25 protein-coding genes and 1 pseudogene are annotated in these 25,351 nt (G+C 64.2%); 12 read left to right on the forward strand and 14 right to left on the reverse strand.

Going from position 1 to position 25,351, the window contains the following annotated elements:
* Nucleotides 1-9: 9 nt before the first annotated feature.
* From FJ973_RS01215 to FJ973_RS01230, 4 genes and pseudogenes are all read right to left on the reverse strand, one after another.
* The gene (locus tag FJ973_RS01215) at nucleotides 10-591 is read right to left on the reverse strand and encodes a TetR/AcrR family transcriptional regulator (RefSeq protein ID WP_140554649.1); all 582 of its coding nucleotides are present in this window, start codon (nucleotides 589-591) and stop codon (nucleotides 10-12) included.
* A gap of 162 nt (nucleotides 592-753) precedes the next feature.
* On the reverse strand, nucleotides 754-1,818 hold the full coding sequence (arsB, locus tag FJ973_RS01220) for an ACR3 family arsenite efflux transporter (RefSeq protein ID WP_181167276.1): 1,065 nt from the start codon (nucleotides 1,816-1,818) through the stop codon (nucleotides 754-756).
* 65 nt (nucleotides 1,819-1,883) lie between these two features.
* Nucleotides 1,884-1,961: pseudogene (locus tag FJ973_RS01225) on the reverse strand (arsenate reductase ArsC); the annotation flags it as partial.
* A 15-nt stretch (nucleotides 1,962-1,976) separates the two neighbouring features.
* On the reverse strand, nucleotides 1,977-2,309 hold the full coding sequence (locus FJ973_RS01230) for a metalloregulator ArsR/SmtB family transcription factor (protein WP_140554651.1): 333 nt from the start codon (nucleotides 2,307-2,309) through the stop codon (nucleotides 1,977-1,979).
* A gap of 281 nt (nucleotides 2,310-2,590) precedes the next feature.
* On the opposite strand from FJ973_RS01230, the gene FJ973_RS01235 reads away from it, so the two are divergent.
* On the forward strand, nucleotides 2,591-3,568 hold the full coding sequence (locus FJ973_RS01235; RefSeq protein ID WP_140491520.1) for an alpha/beta hydrolase: 978 nt from the start codon (nucleotides 2,591-2,593) through the stop codon (nucleotides 3,566-3,568).
* 27 nt (nucleotides 3,569-3,595) lie between these two features.
* Nucleotides 3,596-4,024, forward strand: a complete 429-nt coding sequence (locus FJ973_RS01240; RefSeq protein WP_140554652.1) for a nuclear transport factor 2 family protein — start codon at nucleotides 3,596-3,598, stop codon at nucleotides 4,022-4,024.
* Between the two features lie 61 nt (nucleotides 4,025-4,085).
* Here the strand turns inward: FJ973_RS01240 and FJ973_RS01245 are convergent, their stop codons facing one another.
* Entirely contained in the window at nucleotides 4,086-4,979 is an 894-nt protein-coding gene (locus FJ973_RS01245; RefSeq protein WP_140554653.1) for a LysR family transcriptional regulator, read from the reverse strand.
* Between the two features lie 167 nt (nucleotides 4,980-5,146).
* Between FJ973_RS01245 and FJ973_RS01250 the strand changes: the two genes are divergently transcribed.
* The 5 genes from FJ973_RS01250 (at nucleotide 5,147) to FJ973_RS01270 (ending at nucleotide 9,141) form a co-directional block, all read left to right on the forward strand.
* Nucleotides 5,147-6,337 (forward strand): MFS transporter, encoded by a 1,191-nt coding sequence (locus FJ973_RS01250; protein ID WP_140514271.1) that lies wholly within the window; start codon nucleotides 5,147-5,149, stop codon nucleotides 6,335-6,337.
* Nucleotides 6,338-6,450: 113 nt separating this feature from the next.
* Nucleotides 6,451-6,801, forward strand: coding sequence for a cyclophilin-like fold protein (locus FJ973_RS01255; RefSeq protein WP_224646208.1), 351 nt, complete (start codon nucleotides 6,451-6,453; stop codon nucleotides 6,799-6,801).
* 16 nt (nucleotides 6,802-6,817) lie between these two features.
* A complete protein-coding gene (locus FJ973_RS01260; protein ID WP_140554654.1) occupies nucleotides 6,818-7,834 on the forward strand; it encodes a zinc-dependent alcohol dehydrogenase family protein in 1,017 nt (338 codons plus the stop codon).
* A 56-nt stretch (nucleotides 7,835-7,890) separates the two neighbouring features.
* A complete protein-coding gene (locus FJ973_RS01265; RefSeq protein WP_140554655.1) occupies nucleotides 7,891-8,337 on the forward strand; it encodes a cupin domain-containing protein in 447 nt (148 codons plus the stop codon).
* A gap of 63 nt (nucleotides 8,338-8,400) precedes the next feature.
* On the forward strand, nucleotides 8,401-9,141 hold the full coding sequence (locus FJ973_RS01270; RefSeq protein WP_348642394.1) for a carboxymuconolactone decarboxylase family protein: 741 nt from the start codon (nucleotides 8,401-8,403) through the stop codon (nucleotides 9,139-9,141).
* A 159-nt stretch (nucleotides 9,142-9,300) separates the two neighbouring features.
* On the opposite strand, the gene FJ973_RS01275 is transcribed toward FJ973_RS01270, so the two are convergent.
* Together FJ973_RS01275 and FJ973_RS01280 are read right to left on the reverse strand one after the other, a co-directional pair.
* Entirely contained in the window at nucleotides 9,301-9,858 is a 558-nt protein-coding gene (locus tag FJ973_RS01275; RefSeq protein WP_246675810.1) for a TMEM175 family protein, read from the reverse strand.
* A gap of 141 nt (nucleotides 9,859-9,999) precedes the next feature.
* On the reverse strand, nucleotides 10,000-10,701 hold the full coding sequence (locus FJ973_RS01280; protein WP_181168535.1) for a GntR family transcriptional regulator: 702 nt from the start codon (nucleotides 10,699-10,701) through the stop codon (nucleotides 10,000-10,002).
* A gap of 218 nt (nucleotides 10,702-10,919) precedes the next feature.
* On the opposite strand from FJ973_RS01280, the gene FJ973_RS01285 reads away from it, so the two are divergent.
* From FJ973_RS01285 to ggt, 5 genes are all read left to right on the forward strand, one after another.
* Nucleotides 10,920-11,960 (forward strand): ABC transporter substrate-binding protein, encoded by a 1,041-nt coding sequence (locus FJ973_RS01285; protein WP_140514265.1) that lies wholly within the window; start codon nucleotides 10,920-10,922, stop codon nucleotides 11,958-11,960.
* Nucleotides 11,961-12,029: 69 nt separating this feature from the next.
* A complete protein-coding gene (locus FJ973_RS01290) occupies nucleotides 12,030-13,112 on the forward strand; it encodes an ABC transporter ATP-binding protein (protein ID WP_140554658.1) in 1,083 nt (360 codons plus the stop codon).
* Nucleotides 13,112-14,038, forward strand: coding sequence for an ABC transporter permease (locus tag FJ973_RS01295; RefSeq protein WP_140554659.1), 927 nt, complete (start codon nucleotides 13,112-13,114; stop codon nucleotides 14,036-14,038). Before FJ973_RS01290 ends, FJ973_RS01295 begins: the two co-directional genes overlap by 1 nt.
* Nucleotides 14,035-14,835, forward strand: coding sequence for an ABC transporter permease (locus FJ973_RS01300; protein ID WP_140491547.1), 801 nt, complete (start codon nucleotides 14,035-14,037; stop codon nucleotides 14,833-14,835). The genes FJ973_RS01295 and FJ973_RS01300 overlap by 4 nt, the downstream gene beginning before the upstream one ends.
* Nucleotides 14,836-14,883: 48 nt before the next feature.
* The gene (ggt, locus tag FJ973_RS01305) at nucleotides 14,884-16,470 is read left to right on the forward strand and encodes a gamma-glutamyltransferase (protein WP_140514260.1); all 1,587 of its coding nucleotides are present in this window, start codon (nucleotides 14,884-14,886) and stop codon (nucleotides 16,468-16,470) included.
* An 85-nt stretch (nucleotides 16,471-16,555) separates the two neighbouring features.
* On the opposite strand, the gene FJ973_RS01310 is transcribed toward ggt, so the two are convergent.
* From FJ973_RS01310 to FJ973_RS01340, 7 genes are all read right to left on the reverse strand, one after another.
* Nucleotides 16,556-18,331 carry an ABC transporter ATP-binding protein gene (locus FJ973_RS01310; RefSeq protein WP_140491551.1) on the reverse strand — a complete coding sequence of 592 codons (1,776 nt, stop codon included), beginning with the start codon at nucleotides 18,329-18,331 and terminating at the stop codon, nucleotides 16,556-16,558.
* Nucleotides 18,332-18,494: 163 nt separating this feature from the next.
* A complete protein-coding gene (locus FJ973_RS01315) occupies nucleotides 18,495-19,439 on the reverse strand; it encodes an acetamidase/formamidase family protein (protein ID WP_140491553.1) in 945 nt (314 codons plus the stop codon).
* The gene (locus FJ973_RS01320) at nucleotides 19,429-21,072 is read right to left on the reverse strand and encodes an ABC transporter substrate-binding protein (protein WP_140554660.1); all 1,644 of its coding nucleotides are present in this window, start codon (nucleotides 21,070-21,072) and stop codon (nucleotides 19,429-19,431) included. The genes FJ973_RS01315 and FJ973_RS01320 overlap by 11 nt, the downstream gene beginning before the upstream one ends.
* Nucleotides 21,073-21,106: 34 nt before the next feature.
* A complete protein-coding gene (locus FJ973_RS01325; RefSeq protein ID WP_140491557.1) occupies nucleotides 21,107-22,027 on the reverse strand; it encodes an ABC transporter permease in 921 nt (306 codons plus the stop codon).
* Complete coding sequence (locus tag FJ973_RS01330; protein WP_210239460.1) at nucleotides 22,024-22,890, reverse strand: ABC transporter permease; 867 nt, start codon at nucleotides 22,888-22,890, stop codon at nucleotides 22,024-22,026. The genes FJ973_RS01325 and FJ973_RS01330 overlap by 4 nt, the downstream gene beginning before the upstream one ends.
* 19 nt (nucleotides 22,891-22,909) lie before the next feature.
* Nucleotides 22,910-23,527, reverse strand: coding sequence for an ANTAR domain-containing protein (locus tag FJ973_RS01335; protein WP_140491561.1), 618 nt, complete (start codon nucleotides 23,525-23,527; stop codon nucleotides 22,910-22,912).
* Nucleotides 23,524-24,618, reverse strand: a complete 1,095-nt coding sequence (locus FJ973_RS01340) for a transporter substrate-binding protein (RefSeq protein ID WP_140554662.1) — start codon at nucleotides 24,616-24,618, stop codon at nucleotides 23,524-23,526. Before FJ973_RS01340 ends, FJ973_RS01335 begins: the two co-directional genes overlap by 4 nt.
* Between the last annotated feature and the right edge of the window lie 733 nt (nucleotides 24,619-25,351).

Genomic DNA, 25,351 nt, shown 5'->3' on the forward strand with positions numbered 1-25,351 from the left:
GCACTGATATCATTCGGGCTTCAGCCTCCGCAGGGTCGGGCCGAGAATTGTAGCGAAGACGCTAGGCTGTCCGTATGCCCGAGCCGATAGCATGGCGCCATGAACAGTGGCCATGAGCGCCTCTGCCTCTATCCGCGCCGGGCCAGAGATTTTCAGGGAGCCTTGCTGTTCGCCGCGTTCGATGACCGACGTCAGCCACGCCGAGAGAAACTGAAAATATGCCCGTACCTCCGAGGTGACCTCGTTCGGAAGCGCTGGAAGTTCGCTTGCCAGCAGCGCACACACGCAGAACGGCATGCTTGCATCCTCGATGCATCTGGCCCAATAACCCGCGTAGGCCTGAACGAGTTCGAGCGGTTCAGGCACGCTGCGCTCGAGATCGGCCATGCCGGCTTCGGCGTTCTCGCGGTAACGCGACACAAGCGTACGCACCAGATCGACCTTGCTGGGGAAGTGGTGGTGGATGCTGGCCTTGCGTATGCCGACCACGGCCGCGATGTCTGCGTAGCTGAATCCATTATATCCGCCGGCGATGATCAGCTTTTGTGCAGAGGCCAAAATCTCGTCAGATGTCGTTGAAAAGTTGCTCATGCGATCTGTCTACCTTCTAGTAGGCAGACTGTCAAGCAGACGGATACCCCGCGCAATTAACGGGAGAGCGTCGCGCGGCAATCCCGAGCTTTTCCTGCAAAGCAGTCAACCAGCAGGCTGCCCGGCCGGCTGAGGATCAACGGCTATTTCGCAATTTTTCGATCACGGTCGAGCATTAATGTTTTCGGCAACACGGGACATTGCCCGGCCGCCCTCGTACCAGCCTTTGGAGCGGTTCACGATCCAGACCACGGTGAGCATGACCGGCACTTCGATCAGCACGCCGACGACGGTGGCGAGCGCCGCCCCCGACTGAAAGCCGAACAGGCTGATGGCGGCGGCGACCGCCAGTTCGAAGAAATTCGAAGCGCCGATCAGGGCCGAGGGGCCGGCGACGCAATGCTGTTCGCCCGAGACACGGTTGAGCAGGTAAGCGAGCCCTGAATTGAAATAGACCTGGATCAGGATCGGCACGGCCAGCAGCGCGATGATCAGCGGCTGCGCCAGGATCTGCACGCCCTGAAATCCGAACAGCAGCACAAGCGTGGCAAGCAGGGCTATGAGCGAGAGCGGCTGAAGCCGCTCGAGAAATCGCTTCAAGGCGGCTTCGCGGCCCGCGGCGAGCAGCCGCCGACGCAGGAGTTGGGCGCCGATGACCGGCACGACGATGTAGAGCGCGACGGAGAGGACGAGGGTATTCCAGGGTACGGTGATGGCCGAGAGGCCGAGCAGCAAGCCGACGATCGGCGCGAAGGCGAAGATCATGATGGTGTCGTTAAGTGCGACCTGGCTCAGCGTGAAATGCGGTTCGCCTTTCGTCAGGTTCGACCACACGAAGACCATCGCCGTGCAGGGCGCGGCCGCCAAGATGATAAGGCCGGCGATATAGCTGTCGATCTGGTCGGCCGGCAGATAAGGCCGAAAGAGATACCCTATGAACAGCCAGCCGAGCGCCGCCATCGAGAACGGCTTCACCGCCCAATTGACGAACAGTGTCACACCGATTCCGCGCCAATGCTCCTTCACATGGCCGAGCGCGGCGAAGTCGATCTTGACCAGCATCGGCACGATCATCAGCCAGATCAGTGCCGCGACCGGCAGGTTGACCTTGGCAATCTCGGCCTCGCCGACGGCGTGGAAGACGCCTGGCATGAGACGGCCGAGCGCGATGCCGGCGAGGATGCACAGCGCCACCCACACGGTCAGGTATTTCTCGACGAAACCAATGCCGCCGCCCGCGCTCAAAGCGTGATCGTTCATGAGACTTTCCTTGCTCAGCCGGCTTTCGGAAGGTTGAGTATCGCCTCGGCGATGATCGACCTTGCCGAATTGCCCGTGCAGAGGAAAAGAACGTTGTATGGCTCGCTCATGGCGGATGCCTCCTTCTAACACTTGCAGGTGACCGCCTGGATCACGGGCCGACAGAGTTCCGGCGCGCCATTGCAGCAGTCTTCCATGAGATAGGCGAGCAGATCGCGGAATCCGGTCATGTCGGCAACATAGCGGATTGTGCGACCATCGCGCTCGGCGCGGACGAGGCCGGCATGGTCAAGAACCTTGAGGTGCGCCGACATCGTGTTCTGCACGATGTCGAGGCGATAAGCGACCTCGCCGGCGGGGGTCCCCCCGGCGCCCGCCTGGACAAGCAGGCGAAAGACCTCGAGCCTTGTATCCTGGCCGAGTGCCGCCAAAGCGAGGAGAGCTGATTTTTTATCCACGTATCTATAAATCCAGAACTAAGGCTTCGTAGTGCCGACATATGACAGCCGGATGACAATAGGCAAGCGCGCTCATCGCGTTTGAAGCTGGGGCAGAAGTTCGGGAACCGCAAAGCGGGCGCCGACCAAATCTCGGATATTCATTGCCGCGATCATTCCTGAGACCGGCGACAAAAGATGCGTGACTTTCGAGACAGGCATTCGGTTCGCTCAACCCACTCGTTGCGGCGTCCGCCGCCAGCCGTTAAACAGAGACTGACACACGAGCGTGAGAAGCAGCCGTGAGCGAGCCGACGCAGCGAATGGTCGAGACCAACGGCATCCGCCTCAACGTCGCGGAGCAGGGCGATGGCCCTTTGGTGCTCTTGTGCCACGGCTTTCCCGAATCCTGGTATTCCTGGCGCCATCAATTGAGTGCGCTCGCGGCGGCGGGCTTTCACGCCGTCGCCCCCGACATGCGGGGCTATGGCAGGAGCGATCGGCCGGAGGCGGTCGAACAGTATACGCTCTTCCATCTGGTCGGCGACATGGTGGGCCTTCTCGACGCCCTCGAAGCGCCGACCGCCATCATCGCCGGCCACGACTGGGGCGCCGTCGTCGCCTGGCACGCGGCGCTGATGCGCCCGGACCGATTCCAAGCCGTCATCGGCCTCAGCGTGCCGTTCCGGCCGCGGGCCAAGGTGCGCCCAACCAGCGTGATGCCGCGAACGACGGACTCGCAATTCTACCAGCTCTATTTCCAGCAACCCGGCATTGCAGAAGCCGAGCTGGAGCGGGACCCCCGGACCACGGTGCGGGCCATGCTTTACGCCGCATCGGGGGATGCCTCGGGCACGAGCGCGGGTGGAATCGGCATGGTTCCACATGATGGAGGTTTCCTGCAAGCCGTCGAGGCACCGCCGGGCCTACCGCCCTGGCTCAGCCAAGGCGACCTCGATTTCTACGCCGGCGAGTTCCAGCGCACCGGTTTCGCGGGAGGTCTCAACTGGTACCGCAACATCGACCGGAACTGGGAGCTGATGGCGCCCTTTGCGGGCGCGCGGATCAAGGTCCCCGCCCTCTATATAGCAGGCGACCGCGATCTGGTTGTCGCCTTCCCCGGAATGGATCAGCTGCTGGCCAATCTCGGAAATTTCGTCCCGCAACTCCGCGACAAGTTGATGCTGCCCGGCTGCGGGCACTGGACCCAGCAGGAACGCCCGGACGAGGTCAACGCCGCGATGATCCATTTCCTCCGGAGCGTGCGGGAACAGCGCTGATCCGAGGACACGACCGGAGCGGAAATCATGGAGATGAGCGTAAAGAGATTTTTTGAACGCTATCAGCGGTTTTTCAAGGAGTCGCTTGGCGGCGGCATGGATATGGATGAGGCCGCGTCGCTCTACACGTCGGAGTTCATAGCCGCCTCGCCTGCCGGCGTCGTGACCGGAAAGAACGACGATCAACTCAAGCAAGTCATGGCTCAGGGCTATGCCCACTACCGGGCAATCGGAACGAAAGAGATGCGGACACGCGACATCGGCATCTCGCCGATCGACGAGCATCATTGCGTTGCCCATGTTGCGTGGACCGCGACCTATGCCCGCAAGGGTCAAGCGGACGTCGAGATAGATTTCGACGTTCACTACCTTGTCCGGAAACTCGGCGAGCCGAAGATATTCGGATGGGTGTCGGGCGATGAGCAGGCGCTGCTGAAGAAGCACGGCATCATCTGAGGTCCGCCGCTCCCATTCCCGGTTGTGCTCAGCCCCGTCCTCGGCTTCTGTGTGGTGGCCATCATTGGCTGTGTTTTCGAAGCGCGTCGACAATGACCTTGAAGGCCGGCGAGTTCTGGCGACTGCTTGGATAGTATAGGTAATAGCCGGCGAATTTCGGCGACCAATCGTCGAGCACGAGCTGCAGCCGGCCGGCGGCAACATGCGCCGTGACTAGATCCTCGGGCACATAGGCAAGCCCGTAGCCGGCAATGGCGGCGTCGACCATCGGCAGGGTCGAGTTGAACACGAGCTGGCCATCGACGCGGACGCGCAGAGCCTGGCCGGCCTTCTGGAATTCCCAGGCATAGAGGCCACCGGCGCTGGTCATGCGCAGGTTGATGCAATTGTGGCCGATCAGGTCCTGCGGCGCCTTCGGCACGCCACGTCCGGCGATGTAGGCCGGCGAGCCTACGGCAACAAGCCGCCAGTCCGGCCCGATGCGCACGGCGATCATGTCCTTCTCCACGCTTTCGCCAAGCCGCACGCCAGCATCGAAACCATCCTCGACAATGTTGCGCAATCCGTTGTCCCGGCTGAATTCGAGCTTGATGTCAGGATAGTCGGCAAGGACGGGCCGCAGTTTCGGCCAGACCAGCTGCTCGAGGGCATGATCGGAGACGGTGATGCGCACGGTCCCCGAGGGTTTGTCGCGATAGGCCGTCAGCGCCGCGATGTCGGTTTCGATATCGACGATGCGCGGCGCCAGGGATTGACGTAACCGCTCCCCCGCCTCGGTCGTCGAGACACTGCGCGTCGTTCGCGCCAGCAGCCGCAGGCCCAGGCGCGTTTCGAGCCGCTTGATGGTGTGGCTGAGGGTCGATTGGGTAATGCCGATCTTGGCGGCGGCCTTGGTGAAACTGCGCTCCTCGGCCACCATCAGGAACCACAGAAGATCGTTGAAGTTTTCGCGCATGGCCTTCTGCCCCGCTGAATACGGCCCGACGTTATTTATGGCCTGCATCGATAAGTTCAAGCGACTTTCAGCCGCTAATCATTCCAATAGTCCGGCGCTATCTCCTGTCGCGAACAGGCCGCCGATGCGTTTTCCGGCGGCCGGCTTTTTGTGCGTGGTGACGGCTGATGGAAACGACTTACGACGACAGGCTGGTGAAGCCTCGGGCAGCATGGGGTGCGGTGTTCTCGATGACGCTTTGCGTCGCCGTCCTCATCGCTTCCGAGTTCATGCCGGTCAGCTTGCTGACGCCGATCGCCGACGGGCTCGGCATCACCGAAGGCCGGGCGGGACAGGCGATCTCGGTCTCCGGCATCTTCGCGGTCCTCACCAGCCTGTTCATCGCCGGCCTGACGCGGCATATCGACCGCAAGCTGGTGCTGACGTCGTTCTCGCTGCTGCTCGCCGTGTCCGGCTTGGTGGTGACCTTTGCGCCCAACTATGCCGTGCTGATGATCGGCCGCGTCTTGCTCGGCATTGCCATCGGCGGTTTCTGGTCGATGTCCACCGCGATCGTGATGCGCCTCGTGCCGGAGGACTCCGTGTCCGAGGGCTTGGCGATGATCAACGCCGGCAACGCCATCGCGGCAACCATATCGGCGCCGCTCGGAAGCCTGCTCGGCGATTATGTCGGCTGGCGCGGCGCGTTCTTCCTCGTGGTGCCGCTGGCCCTCTTTGCCCTTGTCTGGCAAAGCTTCAGCCTGCCTGCGCTGCCGCCACGCGGCCGCAAGGCGTCGGGCAATGTCCTCCGGTTGCTGCTGCGCCGTCAGGTCGCGCTCGGCATGACCTCGATCCTGTTGCTCTTCATGGGCCAGTTCGCGCTCTTCACCTATCTCAGGCCTTTCCTGGAAACCGTGACCGGTGTCGGCGTTTCGGCGCTCTCGGCGATCCTGCTCGTGATGGGACTAGCAGGCGTCGCCGGCACCTGGACCATAGGCCGGCTGCTCAAGACGCGGCTCTACAGCATCGTCATCATCATTCCGCTGGCCATGGCGCTGTTGGCGGTCGCATTGATCGTGCTTGGATCGATGCCGGTGGCCGTCACCGCGTTGCTCGTCGGCTGGGGCTTTTTCGGAACCGCGGCGCCGGTCGGCTGGGGCACCTGGCTGAGCCGCGCGCTGCGCGACGATGCCGAAGCCGGCGGCGGCTTGCAGGTCGCCGTCATCCAGTTCGCCATCACGCTCGGGGTGGCGGGCGGCGGCCTGCTACTGGACACGCTCGGCTGGCGAAGCCCCTTCGCACTCGGCGCGGTGCTGCTTGTGGGATCCGCGCTGGCCGCGGCGGCAGCCGCCCATGATCATGGCAAGGACGCGCCATGACACGCAGCCACATGACGCGCCGCACCGCGGTTGCCGCCGCACTGGCAGCCGCGTTCGCGCCCTCCGCCGCGCCAGGCCAAGCCGGCGGAACGGACGGACAGGAGAGACCGTTGATGAGGATTGCTATTGAAGTGGACGCAATGCGCCTGACGGCCTCCCTGTTCGACAATCTGAGCGCGCAGGATTTCGCCGCGATGCTGCCGCTCGACCTGACACTGGAAGACTACGCATCCGTCGAGAAGATCGGCTACCTGCCGCGCAAATTGCGGATCGAGGGCAGCGGCCCGTTCGACAACGAGGCCATCGGCGACATCGCCTACTACGCGCCCTGGGGCAATCTCATCTTCTTTTATGGCCCCTACCGGTATTCGCGCGGCCTGATCCGGCTCGGCCGCGTCGACAGCGGTATCGCGCCGCTGCTGCGCGGCGGACGCTTCAACATACGCATAGAACGCCTGACATAGGCTCAAGGAGAAAACCATGCTCGGAACAGTTCTTTACGGTGCCGGCGACATCCGCTGCGAGGAAGTGGCGGAGCCCGAAATCCTTCATCCCACCGACGCCATCCTCAAGCTCTCGGCCACCTGCATCTGCGGCTCCGACCTGTGGCCCTATCGCGGGCTCCAGCCGCTGAACGAACCGATGCATATGGGCCACGAATATTGCGGCGTGGTGGTGGAAGTGGGCAGCGCGGTGAGAACGGTGAAGCCCGGCCAGTTCGTCGTCGGCTCGTTCTGCACCTCCGACAACACCTGCCCGCATTGCCGCTTCGGCTTCCCCTCGTCCTGCGAGCAGCGCGAGTTCATGAGCCGGGCGCAGGCGCCGATGCTGCGCGTGCCGCTTGCCGACGGCACGCTGGTCGCCACCCCCGGCATGCCCGAGGACGACCTGATCCCGGGCCTGCTGGCGGCATCGGATGTGCTTGGCACCGGCTGGTATGCCGCCGACGCCGCGCGCGTCGAGCCCGGCGCGACCGCGGTCGTCGTGGGTGACGGCGCGGTCGGGCTGATGGGCGTGCTCGCGGCCAAGCAGATGGGCGCTGAGCGCATCATCGCCATGAGCCGCCACAAGACGCGCCAGGATCTCGCGCTCGAATTCGGCGCCACCGATATCATTTCGGAGCGCGGCGATGACGGCGTGGCGCGGATCAAGGATCTGACCCGCGGCGTCGGCGCGGAATCCGTGCTGGAATGCGTCGGTACGCAGGAATCCATGATGCAGGCGATCAACTGCGCCCGCCCCGGCGGCTCGATCGGCTTCGTCGGCGTGCCGCATGGCGTCCAGCTCGACGGCCAGGGCCTCTTCTTCGCCCAGAAGAGCCTGCTCGGCGGCCCCGCGCCTGTGCGCCGTTTTCTTCCGCATCTGATGGATCTGGTGCTGGAGCGCAAGATCAATCCCGGCAGGGTCTTCGACCTGACCCTGCCACTGGCCGATGTCGCCGAGGGCTATCGCGCCATGGATGAGAGGCGGGCGATCAAGACGCTGCTTCGTCTGTAAGCGCCGCACTGCGTTCAGCCCACAAATGCAGGGGAGCAAACCTTAAGGAGACCAAAATGAAGAAAATCCTGACAGCAGCGGCGGGAATCATGCCCGTGCAAGCGCAGGGCATCGAAATCCGGACAAACGGCAGCACGCCGGCGATGATCGGAGCGGCAGAAAACTTTACCGGGCAAGCGGTCATCACTGCGCTGTTTCCCGCCACCGAGATAACGCGCGCAAGCACAGGGCTGGTGAATTTTGCTCCCGGAGCGCGCACCGTCTGGCACACCCATCCTGCCGGTCAGTTGCTGATCGTCACATCAGGCCAAGGCTGGATTCGCGAAGACGGCAAGGAGGCCCGCGTCATCAATCCAGGCGACGTCGTCTGGATTCCCGCCGGGGTGAAGCACTGGCATGGTGCGACCGCCACCAGCCCGATGGCCCATATCGCGTTGAGCTACATGCATGACGGCAAGAATGTCGACTGGCTGGAGCCTGTCTCCGACGAGCAATACCGCTGACCGTACGCAGGAACGAAAGGCATCATCATGAAACCTTCAACCATTCTCGCACTCGCTTTGTCGATGGGGGCTGCCGACGCTGCGGCGCAGACGGGGTCGCAGACCGGCAGCCTGCCTCCAGAGGATTTGCAGGCCGTCTCGCCCGCCCTTGCGCGCTATGCGACGGACAAGCTTGCCAATGACGTTTGGAAGCGCCCCGGCCTGTCGCGGCGCGATCGCAGCATCGTCACCATCGCGGCGGTGGTCACCCGCAACCAGGGCATACTCCTGCCGGAGCAGTTGAGCCTCGCCCTCGACAGTGGCGTGAAGCCGGCCGAGATCTCGGAGATGATCACGCATCTTGCCTTCTATGCCGGGTGGGGCAACGCGATGGCAGCCACGGCGATCGCCAAAGCGGTGTTCGAGGCACGCGGCATCGGGTCGGACCAGCTCCCCAAGGCTGTCGTCGATTTGCTGCCGCTCGACGAAAAGGCGGAGGCCGATCGTGCCGCACGGGTCGAGCAAGGCACGGGACCGGCGTCGCCGGGCCTGGTGCGCGACACGACGGAAGTGCTGTTTCGCGACCTGTGGCTGCGTCCCGATCTCGCGCCGCGCGACCGCAGCCTGGTGACGGTCAGCGCGCTGGTCGCCGCCGGTCAGGTGGAGCAGATTCCCTACCATCTCAACAGGGCCATGGATAATGGACTGACGCGCGCCGAGGCCTCGGAGGTGATCAGTCATCTCGCCTATTACGCGGGATGGCCAAACGCTTTCTCGGCAGCCCCGGTCGCACGCTCCGTATTCGAGAAGCGCTCCGCCGACTGACCGTTTTCGACCGTAACGACCCTGCCGTTCGAGCCGCGCGGCCTGACGCGGCCAAGTGGCGATGCGGCGAGCATCTGGAGAACTGCCCAGCGCAAATTCAGGGCGGTCTGGCGGATCGAGGCCGAAAGCCGACGCGGGCGGTATGACCTGACATTGCGCTCAGCCGACGCGCGATCCCGGCGCTTCCGGCCGGAGATAGACCGTCAGGCAGCAGCAACAGATCGCCAGTCCGGCGATCGGGTATTTCAGGGCGACGACCGCCGCCAAGCCGAAAAGGCACAGCGTCACCATCGAGCGGATGCGCATGACCTTGCGCACCTTGAGCGGAACGGTGTCGGCCGGCATCGGGTCGATGAGTTCCCGGATCAGGAGAATGTAGGTCAGGTTCACCAGGAAGAAGACGACCGCGTAGAACGCCACCGGCTGCGGGGCCAGCTCGCTGACCGCCATCCACGCGGTTGCCAGCGGCAGCAGCGACACCGAGAACAGGTGCGCGAAATTGTACCACATCAGGCTGGTCGTCGCCGCCGTGGCATGGCGCAGGAGATGATGGTGGTTCGCCCAGACGATGGCGATGAAGAGATAGCTCACGCCGTAGCTCAGCCATGTCGGCCACAAGGCCAGCAACGCAGTGAAGGTCGGCACCTCCGGTGGGCGCAGGTAAAGCACGAGCACGGTGATAAGGACGGCGAACACGCCATCCGAAAATGCGCTCAATCGCTCAAGCCCTGTCGAGGGAAGCACCTGGAGTGTCCTTGTCGAGGTTCGTCCGGCCTATGGTAGCATCGCCACCCGCAATATCCATGGCTGCCCAGTTGAGATCGCTAACGCGTTGCTTCGCGCCAAGTCCAACCCCGCTCACGACGCCTTGGCCAGAAAGCTCTGGTAATCCGATTTGGCCTGCAGCAGGCGCAGCACGTTCTCGCGCGAGCCGCGCACATGGGCGCGCGCCAGGGCGCCGGCGCGCTTGGCGTCGCCGGCGCAGATCGCCTCGACAATCTCGGCATGCTCGTCGCGGGCGATCTTCCATTCGTCGAGCCACAGCAGTTCCGTCCAGACATAGTGCTGGCACTTGTCGAGGATGCCGCACAGCATGCCGTGCAGCATGGCATTGCCGCTGATTTCGGCGATGACGCGGTGCAGGTCGATGCCGACTTCAAGCTCCTGGAATTTTTCCCTTGTGGTTCGATCCGCAATGGCGGCCAGCCTCTCGCATTCGGCCAGCATGACGCGCAGCCGCGCCTTGTCTTTCTCGGTGGCCGCAGCCGCCGCCAGTTCGGTGGCGTGGCCGTCGAGCAGTTCGCGGATGTCGAAGGCCTCGCGGAACATGTTTATGTCGAACTCGGTGACGGCGTAGCCCTGCCGCGGCCGGCCGGTGACCAACCCGTCGCGCTCGAGGCGGTTGAAGGCCTCGCGCACGGGCGTGCGGCTGACATTCAGCTTTGCCGCAATGTCGCTCTCGGTGACGCGCGCGCCCGGCGGGATCTGGCCGGTCACGATCATTGCCTTGAGCGCGGAATAGACCGAGTCGCGCAGCGTGTTTTTTGTTTCCTTGGCCAAGTTCCGTATCCAGTCTCCGGTCCGTGCCGGAAATCGATGTGTTTCGCGCGTAGCTGTATTCAAAATCGGCGCGTTTTGCCATTCCCCGGCCCCGGGTCGGTGGCCCCAAGGCCCCGCCGAGCGGTGTTGACTTCGCTGATCCCCGAGCTACACTCAAAATTGTATACAAAATCGCATGCGAAATCAAAAACAATGGGAACACCGGTTGGAGAACCGAAATGAACAGCACCAAAGGCATTAGCGTCGTTGCCATAGCGGGCCTCATGGCAACGGTCACGGCGCCCGCCGCGGCAGGCGACACCATTACCGTCGCCTCATGGGGCGGCACCTATCAGGAGGCGCAGGCCAAGGCCTTCTTCAAGCCGACCGCCGATGCGCTCGGCATCACCATCAAGGAAGACACCACCAACGGCCTCGATGACGTGCGCCTGCAGGTGACAGGCAACGCGGTGAAGTGGGACATCACCGAGCTCGGCGCCGACGAATGCGCGCGCGGCTCGAAGGAAGGGCTTTTCGAAAAGCTCGACTACAACCTCATCGACAAGAGCGGCATCAATCCCAAGCTCGTGCATGACGACTGGGTCGGCATCTCCTACACCTCCGTGGTACTCGTCTACCGGACCGACGTATTCGGTGACAAAGGCCCCAAGACCTGGGCCGACTTCTGGAATGTGGAGAAGTTTCCCGGACGGCGCGCACTGAGCAGCAGCCAGGCGACGGAGACGCTTAGCGTTGCAGCCCTCGCCGAAGGCATTCCGATCGACAAGGTCTATCCTGTCGACATCGACGGCGCGCTGAAATCGGTCGACAAGATCCGTGGCCATGTCGATGCCTGGTGGACTTCCGGCGCGCAGGCCATGCAACTGGTGAAGGACGGCGAGGTCGACATGGCAAGCATCTGGAACGGCCGCGCCGGCACCTTGAAGAAGGAAGGCGCGCCGGTCAGCTTCTCCTTCGACCAGGGCGTACTCACCGCCGACTGCATGGTCATTCCCAAGGGCGCCAAGAACAAGGAGGTCGCGATGAAGGCGCTGGCGATGTTCGTCAGTCCGCAATTGCAGGCCAATCTGCCGCTTTATGTCGACAACGGACCGGTCAACGAGAAGGCGTTCGAGACCGGGAAGATCCCGCCGGAGCGGATCAAGGACATCAACTCGTCGCCTGAGAACGTCAAGAAGCAGGTGCTGCAGGACGCCGAGTTCTGGCGCGACAACCTCGTCGAGGCGACGGAGAAGTTCAACAATCTGATCCAGCAATAGACCGGAAACCCTGACATTGCGGGGCCGCCTGGCCCTGCTTCTTGGAGTCCTGCCTAGGAGAAAACAATCTTGTCCATTGCGCCATCCGCGCTGCCGATCGGCATGCGCGCGATAGAGAAACGTTTTGGCTCCGTATCGGTGCTGCGCGACCTCAATCTCGACGTCGCGGCCGGCGAATTCCTGACGTTGCTCGGCCCTTCCGGCTCCGGAAAGACGACGCTGCTGATGATCCTGGCGGGATTCGTCAGGGCCAATGCCGGCTCAATCAAGGTCGGCGACGAGGAGATCATCACCACGCCGCCGCACAGGCGCAATATCGGCATGGTGTTCCAGAACTATGCCCTGTTCCCGCATATGAACGTCTTCCACAACATCGCCTTTCCGCTGAAGCAGCGCCGCGTTCCGGCCGCCGAGACGGTGGAACGCGTCGAGAAAGCGCTGGAGCTGGTGAAGTTGCAGGGCCTCGGCGAACGGCGCGTCGACCAGCTCTCCGGTGGCCAGCGCCAGCGCGTGGCGCTGGCGCGCGCCATCGTGTTCGAGCCGCGCATCGTGCTGATGGACGAGCCGCTGTCGGCGTTGGACAAGGGCCTGCGCGAGCACATGCAGATCGAACTGCGCGCCCTGCATCGGCGGCTTGGCATGACGACTGTCTATGTCACGCACGACCAGCGCGAGGCGATCACCATGTCGGATCGTATCGCCGTCATGAATGCCGGGCGCATCGAGCAGCTCGACAAGCCCGAAATTCTCTACGCCGCGCCGCGCACCCGGTTCGTCGCCGGCTTCATCGGGGAATCGAATTTCATTCCCGTCGAATGCCGCAGCGGTTCGGTCTGGTACGAGGACAGGCAAATCCACACCGCGGCGCCGGCGCCGGCATCGGGCCAGCAGCTGATGGTGGTGCGGCCGGAAAAGCTGCGGCTGCTGGCAAATGCAGAGCCGGCCAAGGGCGTCAACGTGCTCAGCGCGACGCTCAGTGACGTGATTTATCAGGGCGACAGCTTCGTCTGCTACGCCGTGCTGCGCGACGGCAGGCAGCTGACATTGCGCGACTATTGCCGCAGCGACGTGCTGGCCAGGTTGCCGGCCGCCGGGCAGCCGATCGCGCTTGGCCTTGATGCGCAGGATACGATCCTGGTGGCGGCGGACTGATGAGCGTGCAAACCGCCGCGATGGACGAGGCAATTGGCGCCATGACCCAGGACCTGAACGCGCATGCGTTGCGCGCCGATGCGTGGCGCGAGCAGTTTCGGCTGCTGGCGCTGCTGGCGCCAAGTCTGTTCCTCGTCTTTGCCATCATCATCGTGCCGATCGGCTGGCTGTTCTGGCTGTCGCTGTTCGACGAGGCCGGCGTCTTGAGCGCCGCCAACTATGCGCGCTTCTTCGAGCAAGCCTCCTACATCAAGACCTTCCTCACCACCTTCAAGGTCGCCTTCATCGTCACCGCCGCCTGCGTGCTGCTGGGCTATCCCTTGGCCTACATGCTGTCGCAACTGCCGCGCCGGGCGGCGTCGATCTGCCTGATCTTCGTCATCCTGCCGTTCTGGACATCGGTGCTGGTGCGCACCTATGCCTGGCTGGTGATCCTGCAGCGCAAGGGGCTGATCAACAGTTGGCTGATCGACCTCGGAGTCATCAGCCAGCCGCTGCCGCTGGCCAACAATTTTTCCGGCGTCGTCATCGGCATGACGCATATATTGCTGCCGTTCCTGGTGCTGCCGCTCTACGCCTCGATGAAGACCATCGACACCGACTGCCTGCGCGCCGGGATGAATCTGGGCGCCGGCCCCGTCGCCACCTTCCGGCAGATCTTCTTTCCGCTGTCGCTGCCCGGCCTCGCCTCGGGCGTGGTCATCGTCTTCGTGCTGTGCCTGGGCTTTTTCGTCACGCCGGCGCTGATGGGCGGCGGCAAGGTCGTCATGTGGGCGATGCGCATGGAACAGACCACCAGCCTCTATTCCAACTGGGGCGCCGGCGCGGCGCTCGGCGTCGTGCTGCTCGTGGTCACGCTGGCGCTGCTCGGCCTGTTCCAGTGGCTGCTCGGCGCGCGCGCCACAGGTGTGTGGAGTTCGCGATGAGCGGAGATGTCGGCCTGCCGATCTCGCACCGGCAACGTCTGTGGCTCTATGCGCTGGGCGGCCTCGTGCTGCTGTTCCTGATCGCGCCGTCGGTCATCATCGTCATCATGTCGTTTTCGGATTCGACGCTGCTGCAGTTTCCGCCGCAGCAATGGTCGCTGCGTTGGTACCAGACCTACTTCCAGTCGCTGGAGTGGCGCGACGCGACGGTGGTCTCGGTCAAGGTGGCCGTTATGACCGCGCTGGTGGCGACGCCGCTCGGCACGGCCGCCGCCTATGCCATCAACCGGGGCACCCTGCGCTTCAACGGCACCATCAACGCGCTGATGACCGCGTCGCTGATCGTGCCGGTGATCTTGATCGGCATCGGCACCTTCTTCCTCTATGCGCGCATCGGGCTCAACAACACGCTGACCGGCCTGGTCATCGCGCATACGGTGCAGGCGCTGCCGCTGGTGGTGCTGACGGTGCTGTCCGGCTTGCGCTCCTATGACATGAACCAAGAGCGCGTGGCGCGCAGCCTCGGCGCCGGACGCGTCGCCGCCTTCTGGCAGGTGACCATGCCGCAGATCCGCTTCTCGATCGTTTCGGGCGCGCTGTTTGCCTTCATCACCTCCTTCGACGAAGTGGTGGTTTCGCTGTTCATATCGGGCGGCGAGACGACGACCTTGACGCGCCGCATGTTCAACGCCCTGCGCGACCAGATAGACCCGACGATCGCTGCCATCTCGACCTGCCTGATCGTGCTGTCGGTCGTGCTCTTGTCGGTGGCGCAGATCTTCGGCAGACGGCATTGATTTCACCGGACCAATTGGCTTCAAGTGACCAGGAGATATTCGGACAGAATGCGTGATTTCCAGTTTCCCGGCCGCTCGCCGGTCCGTGCCACCGAAGCGATCGCCGCGACCTCGCATCCGCTTTCGACGCTTGCAGCCATTGACATGCTGCGCGCCGGCGGCAATGCCATGGACGCCGCTGTCTGCGCCGCCGCCGTGCAGGGCGTGGTCGAGCCGCAATCGACCGGCATAGGCGGCGACTGCTTTGTCCTCTATTGCCCCGCGGGGCAGGGACACGTGCTGGCTTTCAATGGCTCCGGCCGGGCGCCCGCCAAGGCGACCGTGGACTGGTATCGCGACAAAGGCTTCAGCGAACTTCCCAAACAGGGACCGCATGCCGTGACCGTGCCCGGCGCGATCGACGCCTGGTGCAGGCTGCTGGAAGACCATGGCAGCAAGGACCTTGCAGAGGTGTTGGCGCCGGCGATCAACTATGCCGAGAACGGCTATGTCGTGCATGACCGCGTCGCCTTCGACTGGGCCGAACCGGAGACCGACCTGTCGGCCGACGAGCACGCCGCGCGCATTTTCCTGCCGGGCGGCGAGGCGCCCAGGGCCGGCGACGTGCACCGGCAGCCGGAGCTTGCCGCCACCTTACGCATCATTGCCAGGCATGGCCGCGCCGGGTTCTATGAAGGCGCCGTCGCCGACGACATTGTGAGCCGGCTCAAGGCGTTGGGCGGACTGCATTCGCTTGAGGATTTCGCTTCGACCAAGGGCGATTATGTAGCGCCGGTCAGCGTCTCCTATGGCGGCCACGAGATCCACCAGATGCCGCCGAACAATCAGGGGCTGACGGCGCTCGTGATGCTGAATGTGCTGTCGGGGCTCAGGCTCGGCGAGCTCGACCCCGACGGCGCCGAGCGCCTGCACTTGGAGATCGAAGCGGGGCGGTTGGCCTACCGCGACCGCGACCGTTTCCTCGGCGACCAGGACCATGTGCCGGTGCCGGTAAAAGAGCTTCTGTCGGCCGCCTATGCCGAGCGGCTGCGCGCCGAGATCGACCGCCAGCGTGCCATGACGCACCTGCCGGATGTGCAGCTGCCCGGCAGCGACACGGTCTACATCTCCATCGTCGACCGCGACCGCAACGCGGTCTCCTTCATCAACTCGACCTATTATTCCTTCGGCAGCGGCGTCGTCGGCCCGAAGACCGGCGTGGTGCTGCAGAACCGCGGCTCGAGCTTCCGCCTCGACCCGGCGCATCCGAACGCCATCGCGCCCGGCAAGCGGCCGATGCACACGATCATGCCCGGCATGGCGACGCGAAACGGCCGCGTGGTGATGCCGTTCGGCGTCATGGGCGGCGGCTACCAGCCGTTCGGCCACGTCCATCTTTTGACCAACATGCTCGACTTCGGCATGGATCCGCAGCAGGCGCTCGATGCGCCGCGAGTGTTCTACAATGACGGCATGGTGGAGGCCGAGCGCGGTGTTCCCGCTGATGCGATCGAAGGCCTGCGCCGCCGCGGCCATGCCATCACCCAGCCGCACCACCCGCTCGGCGGCGGCCAGGCGGTGCTGATCGACTGGGAAAAGGGAACGCTGACCGGGGCGTCGGACCCACGCAAGGACGGAATGGCGCTTGGGTATTGATGGGATCGGGACAGCCGTCGCGGCCCGGATATGGCTGCAGTTGCCACAGGAAGCGTCGGCGCCGCCCCACATGAGCAGCATACCCTCACCCCGCCACCAGGTGACCGCCTCCGACATCGCTCAGCGCCAGCCTCTGCGGGCTCTCGCCCAGCCTCCGCGTCGCACTCGGAATCTCCTGGTCCAGCCTTGCGAACCGGCTCCTGCGCTTCGCCGGATCTGGCACCGGCACAGCTTCGATCAGCCGCCTGGTGTAAGGGTGGCGCGGGTTGGAGAAAACCTGGTCGCGCGTGCCCATCTCGACGATCTGGCCGAGATACATGACGGCGACGCGGTCGGAGATGTTTTCGACTACGGCCATATCATGGGAGATGAAGAGGTAGGCGACGCCGAATTCGCGCTGCAATTCCTTCAACAGGTCGAGCACGCGCGCCTGCACGGAAACGTCGAGGGCCGAAACGCTTTCGTCGGCGATGATCAGCTTCGGCCTGAGCGCCAGGGCACGGGCGATGCAGACGCGCTGGCGCTGGCCGCCGGAGAATTCGTGGGGATAGAGCTCCATCTGGCCGGCCGACAGGCCGACACGCTCGAATAATGCCGCCACCCGCTCCCTGCGCTCCTCCTTCGAAGCGACGCCATGGATGACCAGCGGCTCGGCGACGAGATCGCCGACGCGCATGCGCGGGTCGAGCGAAGCGTAGGGGTCCTGGAAGATCATCTGCACGTCGCGGCGCACCGCCTTGCGCTCGTCGCGGCCGAGGCCCGACAGGTTGCGTCCGCCGATGACGATGTCGCCGGTATAAGGCACCAGTCCGGCCAGCGCCTTGGCGGTGGTCGACTTGCCGCAGCCGGACTCGCCCACCAGCGCCAGCGTTTCGTTGGGCGCGATCGAAAAGCTGACGCCTTCGACGGCATGGACGCGCCGGTTGACCCGGCCGAAGAAGCCGCCACGCAGGTCGAACCGGACATGCAGATCGGTGACATCGGCGACGTTCGCCGGCGCAACCGGCTCGGCAATCTCTTTCGATTTCTGGCGGCCGGCGCCAGTGCCGATGCGCGGCACGGCGGCGAGCAGCTCGCGTGTGTACTCGGCTTGCGGCCTGGCGAAAATGTCCGATGTCTTGCCTTCCTCGACCATGCGGCCATGCCGCATGATGATGACGCGGTCGGCCATTTCGGCGACCACGCCCATGTCGTGGGTGATGAGGATGACGCTGGTGCCGTGCTGGCGCTGCAGGTCGCGCAGCAGTTCCAGAACCTCGCCCTGCACGGTGACGTCGAGCGCAGTCGTCGGCTCGTCGGCGATCAGCACGTCGGGTTCCAGCGCCAGCGCCATGGCGATCATCACCCGCTGGCGCATACCGCCGGACAGCTCATGCGGAAACTGTTTCAGCCGGCTTTCGGCTTCCGAAATGCGCACTGCCTTCAACGCCTCGCTGGCGCGGCTTCGGGCCTCGGCGGGCGAGAGGCTGGTATGCGCCTCGATGGATTCGGTGAGCTGGCGGCCGATCGACAGCACCGGGTTCAGCGAGGTCATCGGCTCCTGGAAGATCATGGCGATGCGGTCGCCGCGGATGCGGCGCATCCGGCGCTCGTCGAGCGCTGTGAGATCGGTGTCGCCCGCATCCCCGCCAAGAAGGCGGATCGTGCCCGAAGATATGCGCGCGGCGGGCCGCGGCAGTAGTTGCATGATCGCCAGCGCGGTCATCGATTTGCCGGAGCCGGATTCGCCGGCGATGCAGAGCGTCTCGCCGCGTGAAAGCGTCAGAGAGAGGTTGGAGACGACGTCGCGCTCGCCGTCCTCGCCACGCACGGAGACGGAGAGATTGGCGATGTCGAGAATGGTTTCGGTGGCTGATGTCATTGCAGACGCAAACCTGCAAGGGATTTATTCTGTGGCGCCCCCCACCCGGACCTTCGGTCCGACCTCCCCACAAGGGGGAGGTAGGGCGCCAGTTTTTTACTCTCCCCCTTGTGGGGAGGGTCGCTGCGAAGCAGCGGGGTGGGGGTGCAGCGCCGACCGAACATCATTCGAACACGCAGCGCGGGAAGTAGAACGACACCACCCAGTTCGGCATGTCGACGATCTCGCTGATCCTGAGATCGCCACAGACCGAGGCCAGCATATAGGCCTCGACCGGATCGATCTGGTAACGGCCGGCGAGCAGGTCGATCATCTGGGCGACCGCCTCTTTCGCGCCGGTCATCAGGTCCGGGCCGATGCCCGTGGTCACCTCGTAACCCTTGGTGTCGAGGTGGCGCGTCACCGGGCCGGGCGTGGTGAAGCGCGGCATCTTCAGCCTGGCGTCCTTGACAAGGTCGAGCTTGAGCACGACGTCCATCGGGCTTTCGATCGCCGTGCCGCAGACCTCGCCATCGCCCTGCGCGGCATGCGTGTCGCCGACCGAAAACAGCGCGCCGGCCACCTCCACCGGCAGATAGAGCGTTGTGCCGGCGGCGAGGTCGCGAATGTCCAGATTGCCGCCGACGCGGCGGGGCGGCACCACCGAGTGATGGCCCATCTCGCCCGGCGCGTTGCCGATGGTGCCGGCGAAGGGTTTCAGCGGCACGCGGCCGTTCTTGCCGAACAAGGCCGGCTCCAGCGAGGCGGCATCGTATTTCCAGATGTTGAGCGCCGGCTGCTTGAAGTCGTCGGCGAGCAGGCCGAAACCTGGAATGTTCGCCGTCCAGCCGAAGCCGGACGGTTTGAACATCTCGATCGTCACCTTCAGCGCGTCGCCCGGCTCGGCGCCCTCGACGAAGATCGGCCCGGTGACAGGGTTGATCCCGGCGAAGTCGAGCTTGGCGATGTCGGCGACGGTGCTGTCGGGCTTGAGCTGGCCACCGGAGGAATCGAGGCACTGAAACTCGATGGTCGAGCCGGGCGCCACGCGCTGCGCCGGGGCAAAGGAATTGTCCCAGCCGAAATGGTGATGGCGTCCGTGGATGGTGTAGTCGCAGTTATTGCACATCTTTTACGTACACATTGTCGTAGTTGATCGGGATATGGACCGGGTCGACATAGAGGTTGTCGGCGCCGCCCATGCGCGCGGACTTCATGGTGAAGCGCTGCTCGTTGAAGACCGGCGCCCAGGGCGCGTCCTCCATCACCTTGTCGTAGATGGCGCTCCACATCTTGTCGCGCTCGCCTGATTTGGCTGGGTCGACCACCGAGTCGGCCTCGGCCGCCTTGGCGTCGAGGTCCTTGTTGCAATACCACGACCAGTTCCAGCCGCCAGGCACCGCGCCGGCGCAGCCGAGGATCGGACCGTAGAAGTTCGATGGGTCCGGGAAGTCGGCGATCCAGGCCATGCCGCCGGACCAGATCATCGGCGCGCCGGCCTTGTCGCCGCCGGCGGCGATGACGTTTGCCTGGGCGAGCGACTGGATGCTGGCCTTGATGCCGATCGCCGCCAAATCCTGCTGGATCGCCTGCGCGATGCGCGGATTGGGATCGGTGTTCATGGCGAAAAGCTGCGTCTCGAAGCCGTCGGGATGGCCGGCTTCGGCCAGCAGCGCCTTGGCCTTGGCGACGTCATAGGGATAGCCCTTGTACGCCTTGTCGTAGCCCGGCATCGACGGCGGCAGCGGCTGGTTGGCCGGCACGGCGCGGTTGTTGATGATCTGCACGACGCGCGCCTTGTTGATCGCCATGTTGACCGCCTGGCGCACCTTCACATTGTCGAACGGCGCCATGGTGGTGTTCATGGTGACGTAGCCGGTGTGCAGCTGCCCGCCCTCGACGACGCGCGCCTTCTGCTCGGGATCGGCCATCACCTCCTGGAACTTGGCCGGCGGAATGCCATCGCCGGGCACGTCGATCTCGCCCTTCTGAAGGCGCAGCAGCGCCACGATCGGCTCCTGGCCGATTTCGAAGGTGATCTTGTCCAGATGCGGCAGTCCCTTATGCCAGTAGTCCGCGTTGCGCTCGAAGACGATGCGCTGGCCGAGCGTCCACTCGGCGAGCTTGAAGGCGCCGGTGCCGACCGGATGCTTGCCGAAATCGGCGCCGTATTTCTCGACCTCTTCCTTCGGCACGACATGCGAGAAGTTGATGGCCATGACATGCAGGAAGGTGGCGTCGGGCCGGGTCAGCTCGAACTTGACGGTATAGGGATCGACGACGGTGACGCCGGACAGGCTTTCGGCCTTGCCGGCGGCGACATCGTCATAGCCCTTGATCGAGCCGAAGAAGCCGGCGCCGGGGCTCTGCGTCTTCGGATTGGTGACGCGGTCGAGCGAGTATTTCACGTCGTCGGCGATCATCTCGCGGCCATTGTGGAATTTCACACCATGGCGCAGCTTGAAGGTGAAGGTCTTGCCGTCGGGCGAAATCTCGTAGCTTTCGGCGAGGTCGGGCTTGAGATTGGTGGTGCCCGGCTCGTAGTCCATCAGCCCGTCGAACAGGCTCTTGATCATCGACCAGTTCTGCCAGTCATAGCCGATCGCCGGATCGAGGGTCGCGACATCGTCCTTGTAGGTGATGGTGATGGCGCCGCCCTGCTTGGCGTTGGGATCGATAGTGTCCTCGGCGCGGGCGCTGGTCATGCCGAGCATCAGCGCCAGCGCCGATGCGGCCACGGTTGATGCGAGAAGCTTTTTCATTGTTATGTTCCCTTTCTCTGTTGGTTTTCTGGTTTCATCTGAGCTTGATGCGGGGATCGATGAACGGGGCGATGATGTCGGCCAAGAGATTGCCGAGCACGATGGCGAAGGCCGACACCAGCGTGACGCCCATGATGATCGGAATGTCGACGCGCTGGATCGCCTGCCAGGCGAGCTGGCCGATGCCTGGCCAGCCGAACACGCTTTCGACCACCACGATGCCGCCCATGAAGATGCCGATGTCGATGCCGATCATGGCGATGACCGGCAGGATGGCGTTGGGGAGCGCATGGCGGAACAGGATGGCGCGGCGGGCCAGGCCCTTGGCGCGGGCGGTGCGCACATAATCCTGGCGCAGCACGTCGATCATCGAGGAGCGCATCATGCGCGCGTACCAGCCGGCGCCGAGAATGCCCATGGTGAGCGAAGGCAGCACCAGATGGCGCCAGGTGCCGTAGCCGCCGATCGGGAACCAGCCGAGCCGCACGGCGAACACGTAGAGCAAAAGCAGGCCGACGACGAATTGCGGCGCCGAGACGCCGACGAAGGAGGCGACCATCAGCGTCTGGTCGGTGGCGGTGCCGCGCTTCACCGCCGCAATCAGGCCCATCGAGAGCCCGATCAGCAATTCGCACAGGATGGCGCCGACCATCAGGAGCAGGCTCGCCGGCAGCCGCGAGACGATCAGTTCGGTGACCTCGGAGCGTTGGATGTAGGAGCGGCCGAGATCGCCGCTGGCGAGCTTCGTGAGATAGTGCCAGTACTGGACGACGAAGGGCTGGTCGAGGCCGAGCTGCTGGCGGATGTTCTCGACCGTCTGCGGCGTGGCGCTGCGGCCGGCGATCTGGCGCACCGGGTCGGCAGGCAGCAAATAAAGCAGCGCGAAGGTGATAAGCGAGACGCCGAGCAGGATGAGCAGCGACTGGATCAGGCGGCGGCCGAGATAGGCGATCATGCCCGGCCCCTTTGCGTCGGATCGAGGATGTCGCGCAGCGCGTCGCCGATCAGGTTGAAGGCCAGCGCCAGCGCCAGGATCGCCGCACCCGGGAAGAACACCAGCCAGGGCGCCGCCTGGAAGTAGGTCTGGTTCTCGAAGATGATGTTGCCCCAGGAGGCCGTCGGCGGCTGCACGCCGATGCCGAGGAAGGAGAGCGTCGCTTCCAGCAGCACCGTGGTGGAGATGCCGAGCGTGCCCCAGACGATGATGGTGGGCAGAAGATGCGGCAGGATGTGGCGAAACAGGATGCGCGGCGCGCTCGCCCCGATGGTACGTTCGGCATCGATGAACTCGCGTTCGGCGAGCGAAGAGGTTTCGGTGTAGATGACGCGCGCGGTCTGCACCCAGTTGACCAGCGCGATGACCAGAGCGACGATCCAGAGACTTGGCTCGAACACTGCCGCCAGGCAAATGGCGAGCAGCAGCGCCGGAAACGCCATCATCAGATCGGTGAAGCGCATGAGAGCGCTGCCGATCCAGCCGCGGAAATAACCCGCCGTGACGCCGACTAGCGTGCCGATCAACAGCGCCACGCCATTGGCGGCGATGCCGATGATCAGCGAGGTGCGGGCGCCGTAGAGAATGCGGGTCAACAGGTCGCGGCCGAGCAGATCGGTGCCCAGCCAGAATTTTGCGTCAGGCGGCAAGGGCGAGCCTTCCAACGTCAGCCCGTCGAACATCTGCTCATTCGGGTCATAGCCGGTCAGCCATGGCGCGAGGATCGCGCCGGCAAGGACGATGGCGACGATGAACAGACCGAGCAGCGCCAGGCGGCGTTTGACCAGCCGGCGCCAGACGCCGGCGCGCGACTTGACCGGCATGCGTGCGGCCGCCGGGAGGTCAGGCGCGATAGGAGTGGTCATCGCCGCCTTCCTCACCCGTTACTTCCTCATTGGTCATTGCCACGATGCGGCGCGCCGCATCCTCGACACTGATCTGCCAGCTCATCGCCAGCGAGCGCAGCTGCGCGTAGGCGCGATCGTCGTCGGCGCCTTTCGACAGTGCCGCGACGGCGCGCACGATGGTCTGGCGCTCGGCGACACGCTGACGCAGCGAGGCGATCTCGCCGGCCAAATGTTTTCGCGCCTCGAAACTCTGCCTTGCGATCAGCAGCGCGCTGTAGACGCCGGCAGTGCCGACCGGCTTCAGGAGCTGCGCATCGGCCTTGTGCGAGAGAGCCCATTCGATGCGGCCGGGCGCCTCCGAACCGATCAGCGCCACCAGCGGCATCGGCGCCTCGCCGGCCTTCCACGGGAATTGCTCGTCGAAACCGAGATCGGCGTCGAAGAACACGAAATCGGCGGCCAGCGCTTCAGGCGGCAGTTCGGGCCAGCAGTCGACGGTGACCAGGCCGATGGCGGACAACTGCCTGGTGATGGCCTGCACGGTCGGGTGCGGGCGATGCAGGATGAATGCCCTGGCGCCGCCGAGATTCGGGATGCGCGATGGCCTGGTCACGACACCACCCTCAGGCGCGGCCGGCCGAATGTCGTGGCGGGGTCGTAGCGTGACAGGTACGGATCGGGCGCGACCTCGTGCTGCCGGCTGACGACCTCGAAGAAGCCGTCGGCGATCCGGCCGATGATTACCGGCAGCGTTGCGTGCTGGGAATGAGCGTCGATAGCAATCGGGCCGAGCCGGGTGGAGAAGCGCCGTTCGGCGAAGGCCTTGGAAAATTCCGCCGGACCGGCGTCGGGATCACGCGAGAGCACGTCGGCCATAACTTGCACGGAGGCATAGGCGGAGGCCTCGAAAGACGAGGCGAAGGCCGCCGGGCGAGGCGCGAAATACGGCCCGACCGACAAATGCCCCTTGCCGGTTTCGCCGATCGCCGGCAGCTCACCCTCGGTGAGGTTGCAGGAGATGATCGGGCACACCTCGGGGCTGAAGGCCGGGTCCTCAACGCCCAGGTCGCGGTAGGCCGCCAGGAAGGCGTAGGAGGAGGTGCCGATCAGGTTGTTGAGGACGAAGTTCGGCCGCGTCGCCCGGATCTCGGCGATCAGCCGTGACACGTCGGTCTCGCCGATACGAAGATAGCGCTCGCCCAAGACCTTGCCGCCGGCATCCGCGATCAGGTCGCGCGCAACGCGGTTCATCTCCCAGCCCCAGATGTAGTTCGAGCCGAGCAGGAAGCCGTTGGCGCCGAAGCGGGGCACGACATGGGCCATCAGCGGCACCAGATGCTGGTTTGGACAAGCGTGCATGTAGACGACGTGCTCGTTGGCCTCGAAGCCTTCATAGGGGCAGGCGTACCAGAGCATGCCGCCGGCTTTTTCCAGCACCGGAATGGTCTCCTTGCGGCTCCAGGAGGTGACGCAGCCGACCACGTGGCGGGCGCTGCTGGTCTTGAAGATGTCCTCGCACAGCGTCGCGTAGCGATCGGCATTGCTCTGTGGGTCACGCTCGACGGGCACCAGTTCGATACCCGAGCCGCGGTCGGCATTGGTGTCGGCGATGGCGCGCATGGCGCCCATCCGGCACGCATCGGAGACGAGCTGGTAGCTTCCCGAGCGGGAATAGAGGATGCCGATCTCGATACGCCGTTTCAAACAGATCCCCAAAATAACAATGCCCCGCAGCCACCGCCGGAGGGCGAGGCATACGAGGCATTCTTGCCGCCCGGCGATCAGGGCCGGTATTTTCAGCCTAAACTATTCCGTGCCACCACGCAGTCAAGCGGGAAAGTGGGTAGTGTCTCAGTTTGAAATTAGACGCCGCGCTTGTCGCGATCCTAGCCAAACTCCTATGGAAAAGCGGCGCGATTGAAAAGAACATGTGACCTTTTGGACCGGTCGGAATCAGGCCGCCTTGCGCCGTATGAGAGATGCTAGGACGGTACGCATTCCTGAGTATGCCGGGCCGCCGATTGTCACTTCCCAGTCAGTGCCGCGTTTACGGGGAAACTTAGCACTGCGTAGCGCTTCACGGAATGCTGTCGGCTCAACGCCTACGGTTTGAGCCATTTCTTCAGCGGTTGTGTATTTGGCTATCATGAAATCTCCTGTGCTTTCCTCTAGGCATATAGGGATTCAGAGCGGAATGCGCCAGCAGACCGGCCAGATCGCAACCGGGACACTACGGGAAAGTGCGTTCGTCAGCTCAACCGCGGCGCTGCGGCCCGTTTGGCGCGGCGGCTAGGCTGCCGTGCTCGCCGTTCAGAAAATTTTGAGAGAATATTCCGGGCTTCCGGGCGAACCGGGGAACGCGGTTCTTTGATAATATCCCTAGAGTTTCTGATGATCTGGACAAGGCTTGGCGTTCCGCCGGGCTTGTGACTTCGCA

The organism is Mesorhizobium sp. B2-1-3 (assembly GCF_006442495.1).
Lineage (GTDB): Bacteria > Pseudomonadota > Alphaproteobacteria > Rhizobiales > Rhizobiaceae > Mesorhizobium.

Excerpts from the sequence above, each read along its gene's own strand:
- FJ973_RS01260 (WP_140554654.1), top strand. The coding sequence starts at position 6,818 with ATGCTCGGAACAGTTCTTTACGGTGCCGGCGACATCCGCTGCGAGGAA.
- FJ973_RS01320 (WP_140554660.1), bottom strand. The coding sequence starts at position 21,072 with ATGAAAAAGCTTCTCGCATCAACCGTGGCCGCATCGGCGCTGGCGCTG.
- FJ973_RS01310 (WP_140491551.1), bottom strand. The coding sequence starts at position 18,331 with ATGACATCAGCCACCGAAACCATTCTCGACATCGCCAATCTCTCCGTC.
- FJ973_RS01245 (WP_140554653.1), bottom strand. The coding sequence starts at position 4,979 with ATGCGCGAAAACTTCAACGATCTTCTGTGGTTCCTGATGGTGGCCGAG.
- FJ973_RS01215 (WP_140554649.1), bottom strand. The coding sequence starts at position 591 with ATGAGCAACTTTTCAACGACATCTGACGAGATTTTGGCCTCTGCACAA.
- FJ973_RS01265 (WP_140554655.1), top strand. The coding sequence starts at position 7,891 with ATGAAGAAAATCCTGACAGCAGCGGCGGGAATCATGCCCGTGCAAGCG.
- FJ973_RS01250 (WP_140514271.1), top strand. The coding sequence starts at position 5,147 with ATGGAAACGACTTACGACGACAGGCTGGTGAAGCCTCGGGCAGCATGG.
- FJ973_RS01270 (WP_348642394.1), top strand. The coding sequence starts at position 8,401 with ATGGGGGCTGCCGACGCTGCGGCGCAGACGGGGTCGCAGACCGGCAGC.
- FJ973_RS01330 (WP_210239460.1), bottom strand. The coding sequence starts at position 22,890 with ATGCCGGTCAAGTCGCGCGCCGGCGTCTGGCGCCGGCTGGTCAAACGC.
- FJ973_RS01325 (WP_140491557.1), bottom strand. The coding sequence starts at position 22,027 with ATGATCGCCTATCTCGGCCGCCGCCTGATCCAGTCGCTGCTCATCCTG.
- FJ973_RS01285 (WP_140514265.1), top strand. The coding sequence starts at position 10,920 with ATGAACAGCACCAAAGGCATTAGCGTCGTTGCCATAGCGGGCCTCATG.
- ggt (WP_140514260.1), top strand. The coding sequence starts at position 14,884 with ATGCGTGATTTCCAGTTTCCCGGCCGCTCGCCGGTCCGTGCCACCGAA.
- FJ973_RS01295 (WP_140554659.1), top strand. The coding sequence starts at position 13,112 with ATGAGCGTGCAAACCGCCGCGATGGACGAGGCAATTGGCGCCATGACC.
- FJ973_RS01315 (WP_140491553.1), bottom strand. The coding sequence starts at position 19,439 with ATGTGCAATAACTGCGACTACACCATCCACGGACGCCATCACCATTTC.
- FJ973_RS01240 (WP_140554652.1), top strand. The coding sequence starts at position 3,596 with ATGGAGATGAGCGTAAAGAGATTTTTTGAACGCTATCAGCGGTTTTTC.
- FJ973_RS01255 (WP_224646208.1), top strand. The coding sequence starts at position 6,451 with ATGAGGATTGCTATTGAAGTGGACGCAATGCGCCTGACGGCCTCCCTG.
- FJ973_RS01300 (WP_140491547.1), top strand. The coding sequence starts at position 14,035 with ATGAGCGGAGATGTCGGCCTGCCGATCTCGCACCGGCAACGTCTGTGG.